This is a genomic window from Enterococcus sp. DIV0436a, assembly GCF_051711605.1.
In the GTDB taxonomy this organism is placed as follows: domain Bacteria; phylum Bacillota; class Bacilli; order Lactobacillales; family Enterococcaceae; genus Enterococcus_B; species Enterococcus_B faecium.
Genome location: NZ_JBIONA010000001.1, coordinates 2,069,996 through 2,090,482, shown reverse-complemented (window position 1 = coordinate 2,090,482; position 20,487 = coordinate 2,069,996). Strand labels below are relative to the sequence as shown.

14 protein-coding genes and 1 pseudogene are annotated in these 20,487 nt (G+C 36.7%); 13 read left to right on the top strand and 2 right to left on the bottom strand.

The window, feature by feature from the left end; translation table 11 throughout:
• Positions 1-176: 176 nt before the first annotated feature.
• The 12 genes from IGL15_RS10225 to IGL15_RS10170 all read left to right on the top strand — a co-directional run bounded on the left by IGL15_RS10225 (position 177) and on the right by IGL15_RS10170 (position 15,763).
• Positions 177-2,966 (top strand): phage tail protein, encoded by a 2,790-nt coding sequence (locus tag IGL15_RS10225; RefSeq protein ID WP_104770622.1) that lies wholly within the window; start codon positions 177-179, stop codon positions 2,964-2,966.
• Positions 2,956-3,696, top strand: coding sequence for a tail protein (locus IGL15_RS10220; protein ID WP_002349898.1), 741 nt, complete (start codon positions 2,956-2,958; stop codon positions 3,694-3,696). The genes IGL15_RS10225 and IGL15_RS10220 overlap by 11 nt, the downstream gene beginning before the upstream one ends.
• Positions 3,693-6,455, top strand: coding sequence for a phage tail spike protein (locus IGL15_RS10215; RefSeq protein ID WP_105173263.1), 2,763 nt, complete (start codon positions 3,693-3,695; stop codon positions 6,453-6,455). The genes IGL15_RS10220 and IGL15_RS10215 overlap by 4 nt, the downstream gene beginning before the upstream one ends.
• 12 nt (positions 6,456-6,467) lie before the next feature.
• Positions 6,468-8,207: a BppU family phage baseplate upper protein gene (locus IGL15_RS10210; protein ID WP_105173264.1), complete on the top strand. Its 1,740-nt coding sequence runs from the start codon at positions 6,468-6,470 to the stop codon at positions 8,205-8,207.
• A 12-nt stretch (positions 8,208-8,219) separates the two neighbouring features.
• Entirely contained in the window at positions 8,220-8,978 is a 759-nt protein-coding gene (locus IGL15_RS10205) for a hypothetical protein (protein ID WP_105173265.1), read from the top strand.
• Positions 8,978-12,664, top strand: a complete 3,687-nt coding sequence (locus tag IGL15_RS10200) for a BppU family phage baseplate upper protein (protein ID WP_105173266.1) — start codon at positions 8,978-8,980, stop codon at positions 12,662-12,664. The genes IGL15_RS10205 and IGL15_RS10200 overlap by 1 nt, the downstream gene beginning before the upstream one ends.
• Before the next feature lie 67 nt (positions 12,665-12,731).
• Positions 12,732-12,959, top strand: coding sequence for a hemolysin XhlA family protein (locus IGL15_RS10195; protein WP_063285921.1), 228 nt, complete (start codon positions 12,732-12,734; stop codon positions 12,957-12,959).
• A gap of 15 nt (positions 12,960-12,974) precedes the next feature.
• The gene (locus tag IGL15_RS10190; RefSeq protein WP_002325376.1) at positions 12,975-13,238 is read left to right on the top strand and encodes a holin; all 264 of its coding nucleotides are present in this window, start codon (positions 12,975-12,977) and stop codon (positions 13,236-13,238) included.
• A gap of 11 nt (positions 13,239-13,249) precedes the next feature.
• The gene (locus tag IGL15_RS10185; RefSeq protein ID WP_104761921.1) at positions 13,250-14,266 is read left to right on the top strand and encodes a peptidoglycan recognition protein family protein; all 1,017 of its coding nucleotides are present in this window, start codon (positions 13,250-13,252) and stop codon (positions 14,264-14,266) included.
• 301 nt (positions 14,267-14,567) lie between these two features.
• Positions 14,568-14,975, top strand: coding sequence for a DUF6941 family protein (locus IGL15_RS10180; protein ID WP_002302104.1), 408 nt, complete (start codon positions 14,568-14,570; stop codon positions 14,973-14,975).
• Positions 14,976-14,988: 13 nt separating this feature from the next.
• Positions 14,989-15,390 (top strand): hypothetical protein, encoded by a 402-nt coding sequence (locus IGL15_RS10175; RefSeq protein ID WP_002296902.1) that lies wholly within the window; start codon positions 14,989-14,991, stop codon positions 15,388-15,390.
• A gap of 1 nt (position 15,391) precedes the next feature.
• Positions 15,392-15,763, top strand: a complete 372-nt coding sequence (locus IGL15_RS10170) for a hypothetical protein (protein ID WP_002286473.1) — start codon at positions 15,392-15,394, stop codon at positions 15,761-15,763.
• A 34-nt stretch (positions 15,764-15,797) separates the two neighbouring features.
• Here IGL15_RS10170 and IGL15_RS10165 read toward each other — a convergent pair.
• Together IGL15_RS10165 and IGL15_RS10160 are read right to left on the bottom strand one after the other, a co-directional pair.
• Positions 15,798-16,101 (bottom strand): annotated as a pseudogene (locus IGL15_RS10165) (DUF5960 family protein).
• Between the two features lie 94 nt (positions 16,102-16,195).
• Complete coding sequence (locus tag IGL15_RS10160; protein ID WP_016631324.1) at positions 16,196-16,840, bottom strand: SHOCT domain-containing protein; 645 nt, start codon at positions 16,838-16,840, stop codon at positions 16,196-16,198.
• Positions 16,841-17,520: 680 nt separating this feature from the next.
• Between IGL15_RS10160 and IGL15_RS10155 the strand changes: the two genes are divergently transcribed.
• Positions 17,521-20,328, top strand: coding sequence for a sigma 54-interacting transcriptional regulator (locus tag IGL15_RS10155; protein ID WP_029744269.1), 2,808 nt, complete (start codon positions 17,521-17,523; stop codon positions 20,326-20,328).
• The last annotated feature ends 159 nt before the right edge of the window (positions 20,329-20,487 follow it).

The window sequence follows — 20,487 nt, the reverse complement described above, 5'->3', positions numbered from 1 at the left end:
CAATTACTCGAAGCAGGTTGGACGTTACCAGAAATTGAACGTACTGACTTTGACGAGTTAATGCGTCTTTTTGCTTTTCGAGATGCAGTAAAAGAGCATGAGGATGTTGAGTACTACGATAATTTCACCCAATTTTAGGAGGTGATACTTTGAATAACGATGACCTAATTCTGAAGATGATACTAGATGAATCTGGTTTTACTGCCGGTATGAATAATGCTGTCAAAAAGTTGAACTCTTTTGATGAAACAATCGAAAGAAAAAGTAGAAATAGTGGCAGTTCATTAGGTAGTATTTGGAAAATATTTGCTGGAAGTTTTCTAGCTAGCGGAGTAACTAGAATCGTAGGAGCTGGCTTTGATCTAATCAAGGGTTCCATAAGTGGAGCGGTTGATCGAGTAGATACGATGAATAACGCTCTACGAAATTTCCAAAATATGGGATTTAGTAATTCAGAAATTATGAAGAATATCGGAAAGAATGGGCTTTTATCTCAAGGTATTCAAGGACTTCCTACTGCTTTGAATGATGCGATAAGTCATGTTCAACTTCTTGCTTCTTCTACAGGTGATTTAACTCGTTCAACTCAAATATTTAAAGCTTTAAATGATGGAATTCTTGGTTTCGGTGGTTCAACTGATCAAGTTAATGAAGCTGTTATTCAATTATCTCAAAGTTTCTCAAACGGAAAAGTAGACGCACAAACTTGGAACTCAATGATCAACGCTCAACTTGGACCTACTCTTTCTGCCATTGCTAAAAAGATGGGAATTACAATGGGAGATCTGAAAGAAGGTTTATCTCAAGGTAAGATTTCTGTTGAAGAATTCCAAAATCAATTAATAGAAATGGATACCAAAGGTGGCGGAGGACTTAAATCATTAAGTCAAATCGCTAAAGATTCTACTAAGGGAATTAAAACCTCTATACAAAATGCAAAAACAGCCGTTACACGTGGCGTTGGTGAAGTAATAGAAGGATTAAATAAAGCATTAGTAGATTCAGATTTAGGTGGATTTAAGGGAATTATTGATAAAGTGGGCAGTTCAATGGAATCGTTCTTAAAAGTAATTGCTGCAAATATTCCTACAGCAGTATCATTTTTAAGTAATTTATTTAACGAAATTCAAAAATTTGGTTCTGCTTTGAAATTCATGATGCCCTTTCTTGTTCCTGCAGCTACCGCTTTTGGAGCGTTAATGTTTCAACTTAAAGGTATACCAGCAATAATAAAAAGCTTCAATAATTTTAAGAATGCCATAATTGGCGTTGGAAATTCATTAAAGATTATGGGGGCAATAGCTGCTGCTAATCCATTTGTTTTAATTATTGGTGCAGTCGTTGGTGCAATAGCTGTTTTCGGTTACTTTATGGCAACCAATGAAGAGTTTAGAAACAAGGTTATATCTATTTGGAATGATGTGAAAGATTCCGTAATTGGTGTATTAAAAAATATAAAGGACTGGGGAATTGATACTTGGAATTCTGCTAAAGAAATGGCATCAAATGCAGTTGAGGGTGTCAAAGATGCTTGGTCAGGAACAAAGGAATGGTTTTCTAACACCTGGAAAGGTATTAAGGATGGGGCCACAGGTTTATTTGATAAAACAGTAGAGACTTCAAGAAATGCAGTCGATAGTGTAAAAAATGCATGGTCTAATATGAAGAAATGGTTTTCTGATACTTGGCAAAGTATAAAAGATTCAGCCAGAGAAAAATGGAATGAAATTAAAGGTTCTATTATGTCAGTTGCTGGTCCATTGATTACAGGTATAAAGAATGCATTTTTACATGTTACTTTTTATCTAGAGACCTTATGGAATAATTTAGTTGAGATTGGTAAAAACGTCTTTGAGATTTTAAAAAATGTTATACTTACGCCGGTTTTGTTTATTACCTCCATGATTTCTGGTGGATGGGAAGAAACAAAAAATAATATGATTGCTGTTTGGAATAATATTAAAGAAAGTGCCATAAATATTTGGGAATCTATAAAGAATATATTTGTAAGTTATTTTACAAATATTTATTTTGCTGCACTCAATATTTGGACAGGGTTCAAGCTTACATTGATAAATATTTGGAATGAAGTGGTAAATCAAGCTAAATCGATTTGGTTAAACATAAAGTATTTTTTTATTAATCTTTGGATTGATATAAAATATTTTGCAATTCAGAAATGGATTGAATTGAAGTTTTCTATTATTCAAACTTGGATCGATTTAAAATATAATGCCATTACTACTTGGAATAATATTAAACAGTTTTTCAAAGATACTTGGAAAAATATTAAAGATACGGCATACAATACGTGGATTTCTATAAAAAATACCATGATCAATACATGGAATAACATTAAGGACTCTTTCTGGAATATTATTACTGGAATTGTTAATTCTGCTGAAAATGCATGGACAAATCTAAAAAATGGTGTTTCAAATACTATTAATCGGGTAAAAGAAATCTTTAATTCGTTAAGGGAAGTCAATTTATTTGAAATCGGTAAGAACATCATTGATGGACTTATAAATGGTGTAAAAGAAAAGTGGAATGCTTTGAAAGATACTATCAAAGGTATTGCAGGTAATATCAAAAATTGGATTAAAGGAGCTTTAGATATTCATTCTCCATCAAGATGGATGCGTGATATGGTTGGTAAAAATATTGTTCAAGGTATTATCGTTGGTATTGATAAAGAGCAAAGTAAGTTAGATCAAACCATGACAAATTTAGTAAAAACACCGTCTGTTCAACCTGTAGTAAATGGAATAAGTCACCTACCAATTACACAAACAAAGCAAAATATATCTGCTAGTGAAACAAAAGAAATTCATTTACATTTAAATGTTTATGGAGATTTACCTGATTCAATGGTTCGAAAGATTACTACAAAAATTAAAACAGAATTGACAAGACAAATGAAACGAGATGCTGGTGCAGTAGGAGGAACATTATATGCAACTTAAGAGAGGACAATTTTTTATTAATCAACATTATTCTTCTGAATTTAATGTGTATATTCAAAACAGGCCTGCTTCTGTTTCAGCTAGTCGAGTAATTGAATTGAGAGAGCGAGAAGGAAATGATTCTATCATTATTGATAAAGGCTATTACAAAAATGTGACTAGAAAGATTGAGTGTTACTATAAAGCACCTTCAATTGATATGGTGCAGGAGTGGGAAGATCGAATCACTGAATGGTTAGATATGTCGTCTTATAGTGATTTTATTCTTTACTATGATGAACAATATATTTATCAAGCTGTAGTAATAGAAGGACCTGAATTTAAAGGAACAAGAAAAACAGGAAATATTGTCCCTTTTGAATTTACAGTGAGTATTCGACCATTTAAGGAAAATTACAATGGTAGATTTACTATTCGACAAACAGAAACTTTTGAAATTTATAACCCAGAGAAGTATTCTTCAAAACCGCTTATTAAATTGAGTGGTTCTGGAGATGCTTCTTTTTATATTAATAAGGATAAATATGATTTGAAATCGTTGGACAGAGAATTATTTATAGATTCTAAATTAGAAGAGGCTTATCGAAAATTAGATGGTAATTTAGAACATCAGGATCAGGTCACTTTATTTTTAGATTTTCCATTTTTATATCCTGGAAAAAATGAAATTAAATGGACGAAAAATATTCATTCATTTGAAATAATGCCTAGGTGGTGGAGAAAAGTATGAAACCAAGAATATATAGTCCTACTGAAACAGATTTCTCAACGAATGGCTTAGGAATTTTAAAGGATTGTACAAGATGTGAAATATATGAAGTAGCTAATGGAAAATATGAATTAGAGTTGGATTATCCTTTAGGAACTAGATTTGATGAATATTTTGAAAATGACTATCAAATAAAAGCAAAGCCAAACGATCAAGAAGAGTATCATATCTTTTTTATTGATGATAAAGATATAGATACTTTTTTAAATACAGTAACTATTTATGCTCAGAGTCGTACAAATCGACTTGGAAGACGGGTAGTCACTCTTGCGGAAGTGGACTCTAAAACTGGTCAAGAAGCGATATCAATTATTGAAACCAAAATGGATAAAAAATCTGACATACGACTTTATTCTGATATTACGGCTGTTTCTAGCACAATCTTTGAAGCGAGAAATGTTTTAAATTGTATTGCTGGTGAACAAGGATCATTGCTTCAATATTGGGGCGGAGAAATTAAACGTGAACCATTTAAGCTTTCTTTGTTAAAGCGAAGAGGTCGCAATAATGTTGGAACGATTCGGTATGGAAAAGATATGTCTGGTTTGAAGGTCAAATTAGATTGGACAGGTATAAAAACAAGAATTATTCCATATGCTGATCCTCAAAGTGAGGTAGGTACGACTAATCGAATTTATGGTTCGCCAGTAGATAGTGCCTATATTAATAACTATCCTGATGTCTATACAGAACATGTTCAGTTTACAGAAGAACAAGGAGTAAAAGACATTAAGAGCTTAAATAAAATAGCTAAAAATTACTTTAAAACGATCAATCCTGGCTGTGATAAGCCTAAAGTTTCTATTACGGTTGAATTTGATAAGTTGACTGATAGTGAAGAAGCGAAAGAATTTGCGAAGATTAGAAATTATGGTCTGTTTGATACATTTAAAATATATCATAAAAAATATAATATTTATCTTGAATCAAAGGTTAGTGGACTACAATACGATTCTTTATCTGAAAAAACTTTGAAATTAGAAGCAGGAGACATTCAAGTTGCTTTTTATCAGCAACAAGCTGTAACTATTCAGGATAAATTAAAAGATTATGCAACGAATAATTATATGAGTGATTTTAATGATTATGTTTCTTCAATGATTACAGGTCAAGGCAGTGCAGGAGGATATGTAGTTTTATGGCCAAAAGAAAAACCTTCCAACATCTTTATTATGGATAATCCAGATTTAGAAAAGGCAAGAGAAGTACTAAGAATGAATAAAAATGGGATTGCTTTTTCTAAGAAAGGATGGCGGGGGCCTTTTAATTCAGCTTGGACATTAGATAGTATATTTAATGCCAATTTTATACAAACTGGATTAATCAAAGCAGATATCTTTCAAAATTCTTTTAACAAGACTGGAGATGTATTGAAATTAGTTAATGGACTACTTCAAATTTGGAATAACAAAAAGAAAATAATGGAGTTAACTAAAAAAGGAATGGAGTTTTGGAATTCTAATAGTTCAATTGGAACGATTGGAACAACTGATTCTGCTGGTAATCCTTTTCCTGGAGCTTCTACTCCCACACCTATTGAAGATAATTCTTTAGTTATTCGTACAAATGGAGACGGCAAATATATTTTGATTTCTCCTAAAGTCGGTAAAGGATTAGTTTTATTAGGAAATGGTAAAGCAATTTATTTTGGAGACTTAGATGTACAAGGCAAGCTTACTGTTAAGGGAGAAGAAGTAATACCAGGACAGAATGGTGGTCCATCTGGAGGCGGAGAATCTACTGGTGGATATCCTAGTGAATTAAAAACAGATGCAGAAAAAAGAGCATGGCGAATTTACGATATCTTGTGTAATAACGGATTTACAAAACAATCTGCATGCGGAATCTTGGGGAATATTCAACAAGAGACAGGAGGAACTTTTGATCCTGATACTGTACAGATTGGAGGACCTGCTTACGGAATTGTACAGTGGGATGGTTCTGCATATCCTCTTGTTGGACCAGCCACATGGGATGGAAAAGTATATGTTCAAAATTTATTTAATGCTGCGGGGATTAAAGAACCAATAACGAGCTTAGATGCACAAGTTCGATTGCTTATTTGGACATTTACAAACGGGCAATGGATGGGTGTGGTAGAACCTATGACGTTTGATGGATTTAAGGCTTGTACTGATCCAAGACAAGCAGCATACGCTTTTGAACGGAACTATGAACGTCCGGCAGCAACACATCCTGAACGACAAGATTATGCAGTGAACTGGTATAACAAGTTTAAAAATTTAAAACCAGGAGGAGCTACTGGAGAAGCAGGACTAAAACATTTAGAGTCTTTGATTGGACAACGAATTGGTAATGGTCAGTGTTATGGCTTGTCTGCAGAATATTCAGGATATCTGGGTGGTTGTGGCATGGGTGCTGGAACAAAATATGGTTTAACTCATGTGATAGGAAATACTTCTGCAGCATCTGATATTGGTATTGCCTATGATTGGTCTGCTGTTGGTTGGAAAGTGATTCAAAATCCTAGATATGATCAATTAGTAGTTGGCGCAATTATTAATTGGGCAAGAGGTGGACAAGTGGGTTCATGGTTTGCAGATGGAACTTATGGGCATACTGGCGTGATCCGAGGCTTAGCTAATGGTCGTATGCAAACTTATGAACAAAATACAGAGTTAGGTATGATTTGTGGAAAGTTAGATCGTCAGTATTATAGTGCAAGTGCAATTTCTTCTATTGTCATACCGCCAAAATAGGGAGGAGATTTAATGGCGAAATGGAACTTTATATTAAGTACAACAGAACCCTATAATTATGTGGGCATGATTCAAGTTCGGCAAGGAGACGTTTTAACTCAAAAGCTCGTTGTAGAGGTAGTAGAACATGGAATGTTGAAAACATTTGATGGTCTAGTGCCTTTTTTTGTTAACACAACAAAATTTAGTGAAAACCAACCTGTGGAACAAAAAGTACAAGAATATAGTCCATCACAAGCAAGGCTTGTCTATACGTTAAGTGAGCCTGACTGGCAATGGGGTGGTGAAAACACTGCACATTTCAGTTTCCGCTCACTTAACGGTGATGGTACTTGGAGTGAACAATTTAGCACGCAGGATTTTACTTATCGGGTTATTTCTGGACTATCTAGAAGTCAGTTACGGGATTCTGGCTACGTGTGGACTTTTGAGGAATTACTAAGAAAATTCAAAGATTACATGAACCAGGGAAAAAGTGACTGGGAGCAGTGGTTAGAAGATAATCGTGAAATACTGGAAAATATCGATCCAGGTGGTACGATCATTAACATTTTGAATGAAGCAAAAGGAGATTATGACAGTTTAGCCGCTCGCTTAGACGACATTCAAAATAAAACATTCAATGTTCCTAAAGGTGCAGAACAAGTGCCAATCAAAAGAGACAAACTTTTCTACGACAGAGGCGCTTATAACTGGGTTCGTCCTACTAACTTAGATACAGTGATCGCGCAAGCAGACAAAACTAAGTTTAACATGGGATTCATGACAGATATTCATGTCGATTCACACCAACAATTTGCCGATCACTTTGACCAAAAAGACAAGATGGAACGCCGCTGGAATATCGTCGGGCAATTTAGAACGCTAGAAACCTTTACGGACGCGATGGTATACGGCGGGGATAATATTGATGGATACAGTGGAGGAACAGCGTCGGGTATTTATCCTTATACCGAACAAGAAAGACGCGCGAAGAACTTACACGTGTTGAAACGCTTTGCTAGCGTAGCGACAGCAGGCGCAGAAGTTCCGATCATTCTTTGCCGTGGTAACCACGAAACAGGTAAAATCCCATACGCAAACGACGGACGTTCACGGCTCGATTCGTTGACAGGATCGGATATTGCCGTAGCATATGATAGCCGTTACGGCCCTAATTTGTTCCCTAACAAAAAAGTTGCGATTTACCGTATCGATACCGATGACTTCGAAGATCATACGAACTCACAAGGAAAATTCATCGAGTTTTCTGGATATTACAACGGTGCTGAGTTTCCTCATGGAAAACTAGGGCAAAACCAATTGCATGCCTTTGGACAATGGTTAGAACAACTTGACAGAAGCTATCACGTTGTTATCGTGTGCCACGTGCCTATGGAAAGAGAAAATGACGTAGCAAACGTGACGAAACTAGGAACCTTACTAGACGGCTTCAAACAAGGAGCAAGCGTAACTATTGATTACAATACAATGAACGGTTACAACCCGAGTCCTATGGGACAAAAGACTTACAACTTCGCAACAAAAGGACGCGGAACAGTTGCGGCAATCTTTGCGGGGCACTGGCACTATGAAACAGTGAAATATCTAGGTACAACGCCAATCATTGTAGGAACAAAAGCCTTTCCTTCCGAAGAGGAATACAACACAGCGAATGAAGCGGGGTTCGCAAACGTACAAATTGATACGGCAAAACGTACGATTAAAGTACAAGGTGTGGGGCATTACACTAACCGCAATTTCACGTATTAGGAGGTTTAATCAGTGGAAAAAGAAGTTGAAAAATTGCAAGAATCTGTCAAATGGATTTTACAACAATTAGAAATTCATTTCGACGGCACACCACAGCAAGCACACGTGGACGCTACACCGTTAAATGCCGGTTTTTGTACTCCTGAAATCGCAATGAACGCGCGTGGTATTGCTTTGAAGGATAATGAGCTAGGCTGGAAGTATACTAACGTATACGACGTTCCACCGGGCTTTTACGCTACCACTAATCAATGGTACAAAAACGGGCAGATAACAATGTTCGGCGATGGTTCGATCATGTTACTAGGTGTCATGCAAGAACATAATGAGCGTAAGTTGATTTGGGCTTCGGACGGTTACGGCGGAAACATCTACATCGCGCGCACGCATAACGATGATAACGGATATAACAGTCCGGGCTTCCGAAAAGTCGTGACAACCTTCGAACTATTCAAAGGTGAAAAACACGGCGTAGGTACAACGATCGACTTAAACGATAGCATGAAACACTACACTTCTATCCGCATTCACATTCAAGGTTGGGGCGGTCAGGTGTACGAGGCAAACAACGTGACTTCTCCGGTTGTCATGTTTAGCAACCTATACGACGACGCAGGCGGCCTAGAATTGTACGAATTGAAACTAGAACGCGTGACGGATACACGCTATAAAATTGTGCGTTCTGCGCAAGTAGCGATCACTGAAAAAATGAACTACTACAAAAACACAAATGCGGAAATTCAAATCATTAGAATAGAGGGCGTGAAATAATGGCACATATCATTAAAAAAGGGCCTATCAAAGTACCTACACAACCGAAAGACTTCGATTTACAAGCAACAGGCCTTGTGTTTAAATCATACGATAACCAAATAGCACTAGAGTTTAACGTCATGCAACAGGACGGCACACCGGCAGACTTGCTAGGCGCTAACTTGCGCTTATTGATGCTTATCTATGACGAAGTAGATGGAACAATCAAGAAAGAGCCAATCCCTTTCATCACGAAAAACCTCATCACTGAAAGTTTCTTGAATGGACACGTCGCGTATATCTTGCCGGAAGCGATGAAAGCTTATAACGGCATGGTAGAAGCCTATGTCTATATCGAGTATCCAGACGGATCGACAAGCGACAACCTAGGTTTTACTTTCCGTATGAAACGTTCAGCAATCGACGGACTAGCGCAAGACAAAGCAGATTATTTCATCGAAGATTTCAAACAATTGCTAGCAGCGGCAAGCTTAGAAGCGAACAAAGTAATCGAAGGACTAGACACCGAAATTAAAAACTTGCAACAAGCGGCAAAAGACGCAAACAAAGCAGTTGACGGCGCAATGGATCGTATTGACGGACTAGAAGCAGAAATCGGGCAACTAGAAAGACTGCGCGAAATGTATATCGATACATTAGACTTCGAAGGTTACGACTACAGCGGGCGTCCTAACTTAACGCTTAATTTAGATTTTTCCAAACTAAGCGGAGCAAGTACGGCGTTTACAAAGCCGCCTGCTTATGTGAAAGATGGCGGGCCTTATTTCGCTATAGATTGCAACGATCCTTCCGCTGCAGGAACGTCTCGCAATGTTTATATTCCAAACGTGCCACGTTTAGAAAAAGGCGCAACCTATTTGCTTTCTGTGCCTGTGTTTGTTAGTCAAGATTTTTCCGGAGACTTTAAATTTGTTTCGTTTGAAGCTTATAAAACATTTGTTAATGGCGAAATAAAAGGGATTAAAAAAATTAATCCGACCGAAGCGTGCCGCAACAAATGGCAAACAATGAAGGTCGCATTTAAAGTGCCCGAGGATTTCCCAGACGGCAACCCTGCGCCGTACGCGCAGTTATGGGTAAATACGCCTGTTACAGGTAGAATACAAATCGGCTACAACATCAAAATCGAAAGAGTAAATTCCACAAGCGACCAAGCAACGCCATTCCAACCAAACTTATTGGCAGAACCTTATAACATGTGTCGCGAATATCCTAATGAGAACATTGCCGATCCGAAAAAAGTTTTCCCTATCCGAACTAGCTCATATAACGTTTATCTAGGCAACAACGTCAAAAACTATCAAGCAGGTAAAAAATACACAGCTACATTAAAAGGCACAAAACCATCAACACAAAAATTTTCCGGCTATCTGCTTAATGGTAGTATAGGTATCGGCGATTTTAAACCCGTAGAGGGAGTGCCTAATCTGTGGAAGATCACTTTTACAGTGACGGACGCTCATATAAAAGCTGGTGTAACTAACATTTTTAGTATTTATCAAACACCACAAGGTAGCATTGGACAATGTGAAGTTGAGTGGTTAAAAATCGAAAAAGGCGAAGCAAGTACGCCAATCGACGTGCCAACCTACAAAGGACTAGGAATCTTAGACAGCAACGACCCTACTAAATACGTATGGAACTATACCGAACTGGTAGACGTTGACGGCATTCAAGACGCACTAGAAAACGTCGAGCAACGTACCGCAACACTAGAAGGCAAAGCAAACATAATCGACGGACGACTAAACACCGTACAAAGTACCGCGGATCAAATTCTAGCCGAGGTAACAGCGGCGGACGTAATGAAAGAAACGGACTTGCCGGGCTATCTAGCAAATAAGCCAATTGTTGCCGGTGGTATGGCAGACTTCGCGGGTAAAGTAGCGCAGAAAGTACATCCAAATCCACATAAATGCGCGAATTATGCTATTGCGTACGAACATGCAAACCAAGCACCAAGCAAATGTTTCGTCGCCTACGAATGTTCGCAAGCTTCTTACGATAGAGTAAAATCGTTAGATGGAAATGTACTTGGAACAGCCACAAACACAGCAGGACAAACCGGAACGATGGCATTCAAGTTCGATTTAATATCACAAATTACAAAAGACTTTCCTTCTTTCTTTGACGACTGCCTAACGCAAGGCGAGAAAGTAATGAAAATCCGTAACTATATTGAGAGTGCTGTGTTAACAATTCACTCTAAAAACACAAACAGCGAATGTTATATCAGTGTGGCGCAAGGCGACGTGTGGGGCGCAGAAGTGAAAAAAGGAAGTTACAACGAAAGCGCCGTAACTGAAAAAGTGTACGATCAACTAGTACAAAACTTATACACGCGCGCACGTGTACAAGACGACGGTTCTATCATTTTCCGCGCAAGAACTCGGACAATCCAAGCGAGCGAAACAAATGTAACAGTCAAGCAAGAAGTCGACTACGCACGCCTAGATTACACATTAAATCTAAGTTCTGACGACTTCCTAACACCAATCGAAAGAGACGTAACGAAAGACAATCTCACACAAATCTTGTCGGATGATTCCGCAACGATTAAAGGTGTAATGGACTTCAAATTTAAAACACGTGGCAATAACGATCTTTGTCCGCACGCAGTATATTTGAAATCCACTAGCGCGCAAGCTACGAACATGAGCGAAATCACATACGAAGCAGACGCCGACATGTACAACAAAACACAAAACGAAGGCGACGGACTAGCAAGTATACTTAGACCAGAAGCGACAACTGGTTATGTCGGACAAGCCAAGTACAAATTTGACTTAGTAACCGCAATCGAAAAAGAACATCCGCACCTATTCAAAGGACTAACAACAACGAAACAAAAAGTTGATGTTCTAAAAGCAAAAATACAAGAGTTGAAATTCAATGTATGGGCACGCGGAGAAGGCACGAACGGCAATATTCAAATCGGAAGTTCATTGTCAAACGTAGACGCAATCGACACACGTCAAACGAAAGACATCGGAGAAATAACCGAGTTTGCACAGGCCGAGTTTTACAGTAGCAACAACTATGCTTGCGCTAGACGTATCAACGACGACGGAACGATCTTGTATTGGTTGCGTGGCAGCACCGTAAGCGATTCGTTACCACAACCTAAAGTTATCATCGACTACGTGAACCTAGAATACACGTTAAGTGACAAACCAAGTGACTATGTAGTCGCTAAAACGGACGCTACCTATTTAGCAGCAGTAGCTAAAACGAAAGAGCTAGACCGCTACAAAGAGTATTTCAGTAAAGGTACATCACTTGGAGTGGATACAATAAACCAAACGACAATTACATTTGGAACTTCGATGGGCTTTCAAGGCACGCGTGCAGTAACGCTGAACGGCGGAGTATTCACAGCTACGAAACAATGTAAACTGTTATTCGATTTCTCTATTAAAATGCGCGGTAACGACAAAACAGGTTATATTTATGTCAAACCGTACAAAAACGGTGAAAAAGCGGACGAAGAAGCGTGCGCGGCAGTTGGTGGGTTCAGAGATAGCACAGGCGCAACAGCTACACTGAAATTTCAAAATAACACTCCGCTGAAATATATAGCGGAATTGAATACCGGTGACACGTTGGAGTTCAAAGTTGAAATAGGTTCATCTGATAAGATTCAAGAAGTCAAAATGTTGTTTGGGACAATTGAAGAAATTTAAGGACGAAGAAGCATACTCAAACGAGTATGTTTTTATTTTGTAATGAAAAAGGAGTGAGTGCTAAAACATGGAAAAAGATGAACAATTGATCCGAGAAATTCTTCAGCGACTAGCCAAAATCGAAGCAAATACAGACGGACTTCGAGAAGTGAAGGATGCAGCTTTAAAAGCATTGAATATTTCTGAAACTAATCAGCAGGATATTAAAAAAATGCAAGATAACCAAACTTGGTTATGGCGATCCGTAGCTGGGCTTTTCATTGCTTATATTGTGAAAGTACTGTTCAAAATTTAGAAAGGAGGTGAGATTATGGAAAAAGCAATTAATGAAATTATTGGAACGGGCGTAATCATAAGTCCAATAGTAATGATTTTAGTTGAAGTAATGAAGAAGCCAAAACTAATTCCCTCACAATGGTTAGCACCAGCTGCTTGTCTTGTGGGGGTTTTGTTTGCAGTTGTTTTGGCAGTGACATATCCCGAGCTGGGATCATGGCAGCAATTAGCACTATCTGGAATTGTTGCTGGAGGCATTGCAAGTGGTATTTATACACAAACTAAATTAAAAAAGTAGGAGGAAAAAACATGAAAAAGAAAATTTTTGTAGGAGCCGTTGTGGCTCTTTTTTTGTTGCCAGTAAACGCATTTGCCTATACTATTAACGATGAATATAATCTAGCTCCAAATCAAGGGGATTCAAGATTAGCAATCCCAAACAAAATTATTTTACATGAAACTGGGATAGATGCACCTGCAAGAAACGTAGCCGCCAACATGAAAAATAATTATAACGGAAGTAATCCTTATACTACAGATGTTATTGGTGACGGTGGGATTGTTTACCGTGTGGGTGAGCAAGGATATGTTTCGTGGGGTGCTGGTAACGCCAACCCTTATGCGCCTGTACAGATTGAATTACAGCGCACATATGATAAAGCATTGTTTGAGAAAAACTATCGAGCTTACATTGAATATACAAGAGATAGTGCAAAAAAATATGGAATTCCATTGACTCTTGATCAAGGAACTTCTTTATTTACAAAAGGAATCATTTCTCATTTGTGGGTAACAAATTATGTTTGGGGGAATCACACCGATCCATATGGTTACTTATCGCAAATGGGAGTTAGCAAAGAAAAGCTTGCTTATGATTTAGCTCATGGATTTACCGATGAAAATCCGACAACTTCAGATGATAAACCAGTCATTGATCCAACTAGAGCAGGTGCGGCAAATCCTACCTTGACAGATGGAACGAACTACGCCCACATTGATCAGTTCGGAGAAATCGAAAACGCAAACTTACATGTGGCTGGTTGGCACATCGCTAACTATAAATACGAGTATATCTTCATTATGGATTACAATACTGGAAAAGAGCTAGCACGAGTAAAAGCTGATGGAATATATAGACCAGATGTAAATCAAACTTATAATACTTCTGGAAATGTTGGTTATCATGTATCTTTCAATATGCGTAATTTTCCTAATAAGAAAGTCTATGTCATGATGCGTGCAACGAATGATCCAGAAGGGAACACTAAAGGCGGAGCACAAGATTTTCATGATAAACGTTGGTATTTAAATATTCCACAACGATAAAAAATAGCCCCTCGATGAGGGGTAGTACATATAGTTTTCGATATAGTTGCTAATATTGTTAGCTAATTTGTTAATAAAACTGTATACGAATTTAGATAGTAAAAAAACAGTTTGTTCCTTATATAGAGGCACTTTTACTACTGATTAAATGTCAGATATGCTTACAAATATACTTATAAATATGCTTACAAAATTAGCTAATATTTCCGTTGACAAAGCTTTGTTACTATTGTTAAACTAAATTGACTAGCAAAAGTGAAACATAAATTTATTAAATAAATGTAAAAATTAGGAGAAATCAATGTCTTATAGAGTACAATTAATAATTTCAGAAGATGTAGAAAGTCAGCAATTTGGCACTAATGTTATTAATAAAGTAATTAATCCAGCTCTTTCTATTAATGCGCCTTTAATTCCTACTGCTTTATCATTTTCTGTAACAGCTGTGGTGTCTGAGATAGAGGATACAGAAAAGATAAAAATAGTAGAAATTGAAGTTTTAAACAAGAATGAAAAACAAATTTTTTCTACGGGTGAAGTATCGGTAAACTTGCCTCCTCAAGTTAACGATATAAACTTTAATATAAACGCCAGAAATGTCTTGGTTGAAGAAGCAGGAGAGCATTATGCTGTTGTTAAATTTAATGGAACTGAGATTGGAAGGCAAATCTTTGATATCAAGGTCAACAAACCAGTGGAAAAAAATTAAGGAGACGATACGGATGCTTGATATAGTACCATCAAATACACATCGGAGTGGTAGCTTAATAAATTTTGCTGCGATTTTTGCTTGCGCATCGGTAATTCTAGCATCTCCAGTTGTTGTGGATGCAAGTTCTACTCCGAAAACTAAAAATGATAATCAACTTGTAATTACTACAAAAAATGAGATTAACACAATTTCAAGTAATGATGGCAAAATTTTTGATGTGATAAATACGGTTTTAAAAAGAAAAGCTGAAATCAATATAAAATATGATGAAGATTTAAACTTGTATTTCTTTGTTATCAAAACAACATCTGAATTGTTTTCCTCAGATTACGATGTTTTGGATACTCTCGATAATGTATTATCTGACTATAAATATATGGGGAAATCTGTAGTAGCAACTTTGGGGGAATAAAATGTTTGACTTTAATGAATATTTATCTATTTCCAAACAAATTGAATCAGATGATAAATATAATTCTAAAGAATCTTATAGAAGAACTGCTGTTTCAAGAGCATACTACAGTGCTTTTAAAAAATCTGATGAGTATTTGAAAGAAAATTATGATATTATTTATAATGGAAGTAGCGGAAAAGGAAGCCACCAAACCGTTTGGAATTTGTTTTCAACAGTTAAGGAATTGAATACCTTAGGAATACATAATAGTGGGTATAGAATGTTAGAGAAAAGAAAATGTGCTGACTATATTCCTAATGAAACCATTACGAAAACAGATATGGCGCTGATGAATCGAGAAGCAGAAAAAATAATAAACAAACTCACCTAATGAATTTCAAGCGAGTTTGTTTGTTATTTTTTATTTAATCTTTATACCTTTCTGGATCAACGAAAGTATACTTTATATAGTCATAACGCCGATGATTGCTTCGAGCGTCTGGCACGTCAGTCACGATATCAAACAAAAAAATATACGTCTTTCTTCATTCTAGTTTTCGCAGCAGGAATTTTAAAGTAGTTCTTATTAGAATAGTAGAGATTGATTAATAAGCTATCTTCGATTGCTAAAAAGAAAACTTCTGAATCCCACACCTTATAAAAATCTTTGATAAATCTATTCGAAGGGTCAAATTTAAACCATAATTGTGTTTTTCCTTCCATCAACATATAAAGTTCACCTCAAAAAGAGTATACGAACAAACGTTTGCATTGTAAATAGAAAAAGATGAGCTAAATTAAATGCTCATCTTTTTGATTGATATTATATTTCTAATAATTCTTGTTTCTTTTTATTAAATTCTTCTTCTGTAATGATTCCATCATCCAATAGTTCTTTATATTTTCTTATTTCATCTGCTTGACTTTCTGAGGTGTTAGTCGGAACTCCTTCTTTTTCTTTTACTATCCATTCTAATTTCGCAACAAGTTTATTATATATATCCATAGAGGCTCTTCCTACAATAGAATCTAGTTTAGTTTCGCTGTTAATGATTAAATATTTAACTGATGAGTTATCAGCAAGATGAACCATAACACCTAATTGTTTTACAGATTCAAATTCTTTGCCACCAGTACCGGCGCCAACTAAAGCTCCAATAGGACCTGCTAGTACACCACCAACAACTGCTCTAGTTATTCCATGATGTTTTTTTATTTTTGATCCTTCAAAAATCGGTGTATAACTGATTAAGTCATTATAGTTGAATACACACTGCTCTCTATTTTTTAATATAGACTTCTTTATAAAAGCTTTTTTATGGATATCATCAAAGTAGAAATCTTCAATGATCAAGTTACTATTATCTTTAAAATAGTTAAAAATTTTTGCTTGTTCAGCCTTCTTTATTTCTTTTTCTTTTTTCTTAGCTAGTTTTTTTTCTTTGTTACCGAATAACCCCATATACATGAACCTTCCTTCTATATAATATTCACATTCTTATCATATCAGAGGAAAATATTATATAAAAGAAGTTATGAAAATTTGACATAAAAAATGACCATACTTTGACCATACTTTTGAGAAATAATAGGAAATTGCACATTATAGATAATATTAGAAATCTAGTGATCTCAAGCTGCCAGCATTGTTCAGAATATACCAGAAAAAGGTATATTTGAAGTGTCTGTTTATCCAGTAGCTCAAGAAGCTTAATTGAATCTTGTGATTAAAGAGGTTGTGACAAGACTTTTGTCACAGCCTTTTTTTGTTTATAAAAATAAAAGTTGTAGTGGAGGCTACGAAGTTTACTTTGTCTTTTTACACTTAATATTTTTTTGCCAATTTGGAATCAGAATGTTTTGATAACTATCGTTTTCAATTGATGGAAGCTATATTGTTTGCTATCAGTGAAATAATTATATGGTAAACAGTGTTCTTTTTCTTGTTTCCATTATAAAAATCGTATCGGGATTTTTCGTTCTTTTAAATTGAACATTTCTATCTATCCGCGTGTTATCAACAAAACAAAATCAGGTAAATAGTTGACGAAACAGAAATAAATACATAGTATTATGTTTTGAAGCCTAAGTACAACAGTCTATAGAAAAGGAGCGATACCATTGGCAAAACGCATTGACCGAATTTATATGTATGTCAAAGAAAAAACCGCTCATTTAACAAAGGCAGAATATGATCAAGGAGTAACAACACAGGAAATTGCTGAAGTGTTAGGGATTCAGCGAACAAATAGCAGTAAAGATCTGAATCAGCTAGTGCGCGAAGGGAAACTGATAAAGACAGACGGACGACCAGTACGTTACATATATCAAACACTTGTTACGCACGTAAAGCCAGTTACAAAACATGTAGTCAGTTACAAAGAAACGCCGGTCTCTGAAGAAAAAAATACACTCCAAATAGATACTAAGGATATCTTTGCAAAAATCATTGGAGCTAACGGCAGCATGAAAAATTCAGTGGAACAGGCAAAAGCTGCGATTTTGTATCCGCCAAGAGGATTAAATTGTTTGATTACAGGACCTACCGGATCAGGAAAGACTTATTTTGCACACGCGATGTATCATTTTGCAAAAGCGCATCATGTAATAGATGAGGAAACGGAACTGATTGTTTTCAATTGTGCTGATTATGCCAATAATCCTGAGCTTTTGATGAGTCATTTATTTGGGTACGCAAAAGGTGCTTTTACAGGCGCAGATGAAGAAAAAATGGGGATTATCGATCAAGCGGATGGCGGTATGCTGTTTTTGGATGAGATTCACCGGTTGCCGCCTGAAGGTCAAGAAATGATCTTTTACTTTATGGATCATGGAACTTACAGTCGTCTTGGGGAAACAACGAAATCCCATGAAGCAAATGTACGGATCGTAGGTGCGACCACAGAAGACCCAGGTTCTTCTCTATTAGAAACTTTTGTTCGGCGTATCCCGATCAATATCAAACTTCCGGCTTTTGAAAAACGTCCTGCAAATGAGAAAGTCGATTTAGTAAAAATCATGATTGCCCACGAAGCAAACCGCACGCAGCGAAAGATTTCTTTGACAGAAGATGTAGCAAAAGCATTGATTGGCAGTGTGACCTATGGAAATATAGGACAATTGAAGTCAAATATCCAGTTAGTATGTGCACGAGGATTTCTAAATCATATGCAATCACCCGAAATCTCGATCACAATCGATGATTTGACAGAAGGGATTCGTAGCGGATTGATTCAATTAGCAAGCAACCGCAGTGCAATGGCAGAGCTTTCTAAAATATTGGAGCCAAAGATAACTGTAGCACCAAATGATACGATCATGAAAATCCAATCGGACTCCTATGAGTTACCTTATAATCTATATGATATCATCGGAGATAAAGCAGCTTTACTGAAGTCGGATGGTTTGGATCAAGAAGCAATCAATCATTTCATTTCTACAGATATCAACATCCATCTGAAGTCTTTCTATAAAGACCATGGTTTTTCTTTTAATGCAGACAGCAAATTAGCAGAATTTGTAGATCCGAAAATCATAGAAGTGACCAATCAGATTTATGTAATGGTCAAAAGATCTTTACCATATGAGTTTCAGCAAAACTTTATTTATGCTATGAGCTTGCATATCAGTTCTTTTTTGAAAAAAATCAACTTAGGAGAAGAACGGCATACGAATGATAACATCCGTGAGATGGCTTTTGATTTTCCAGATGAATATGCTGTTGCGAAAGAAGTGCGTAGTTATATCGAAACGTATTTTCAAGTGGAGATTCCAGAAAGTGAAGACTATTACTTGACCGTTCTACTCGTCTCGTTACGGGCAAATCAAGCAAGTGGCAGAATCGGTGTAGTCGTTGCAGCTCACGGAAACAGCACAGCAAGCAGTATGGTCCAAGTTGTCCAACAGTTGTTAGATGCTGAGAACGTACGAGCAGTAGACATGCCTTTGGATATGGATCCGAAAACAGCATTGGACCGAATTGAACGCAATGTACAAGAAGTAGATGAAGGAAGCGGGGTCATACTCTTAGTAGATATGGGTTCCCTTGCGTCGTTTAATTCGCAAATTCAAAGAGACACTGGGATTCCAGTACGTACTGTTGATATGGTAACAACTTCTCTAGTTTTGGAAACTGTACGAAAGGTCTCAGTATTAGGGACAGATCTAGATATGTTGCATGAATCATTGAAAAATTTTCGAGGTTACGCAGAAATATCTTCTGTAGAATCTGTTCAGGAAGCAAAACCTATTCATAAGAAAAAAGCTGTTTTGGCTATCTGCGCATCTGGCGAAGGTACAGCACAAAGAATCAAAGAATTGATCGAACGAGCGGTAAACAAGCGTCAAGAAACAGAATTAGAAGTTCTAGCTTTGTCGATTGTGGAAGTGAAAGAAGAACTGCCAGTTATCCAAAAAGAATATCAGATCATAGCTACTACTGGGATTACTGATTTGAATATCCAAGCCCCATTTATTCCTTTAGAACGTTTTATTGATCAAAATATCGAAGTCATTTTGGATCAGTTGCTGATGGAATCAGAATTGGAGGAAACTGAATTCATCTCCCTAGATGAAGAGTCAGCTAAAAATACGTGTGTTGAGTTTATCTCTGATAACTTCATCTTTATTAATGGTAGTAAGTTAATCGATCCAATGTGGCAATTTTCTACACAAATCTCTCAGACGATGGGAATCGGCGATGAAGAATATGGATTCAAAATCAACCTAGTGATGCACACAGCAGGAATGATCGAACGTATTATTCGGAATGAACCATTGACTGTGGAAGAAAACGAATTGACAAATACAACGAATGATCCTCTTTATAGCCAATTGGCAGCCTCAGTTGTTCTGTTGGAAGATCAGATAAAAGTAAAAGTGCCGATAGAAGAAATGTATTATCTGCTACGTCTAGTCCATAATCAGTTAGATAAAAAAGAATACACTGTGCCATGAATACACAAAAACGATACACTTTTATAGTGTATCGTTTTTGTGTATTGGTTAAGAATCCTTTAAATTCAATTAGTGTATCGTAAAAAAGTTGGCACGCTTTTTGCTTATAGTAGTGTGTGCTAGGAGGTGGTTGTTCACACAGAAATGATAGGGGTTTCT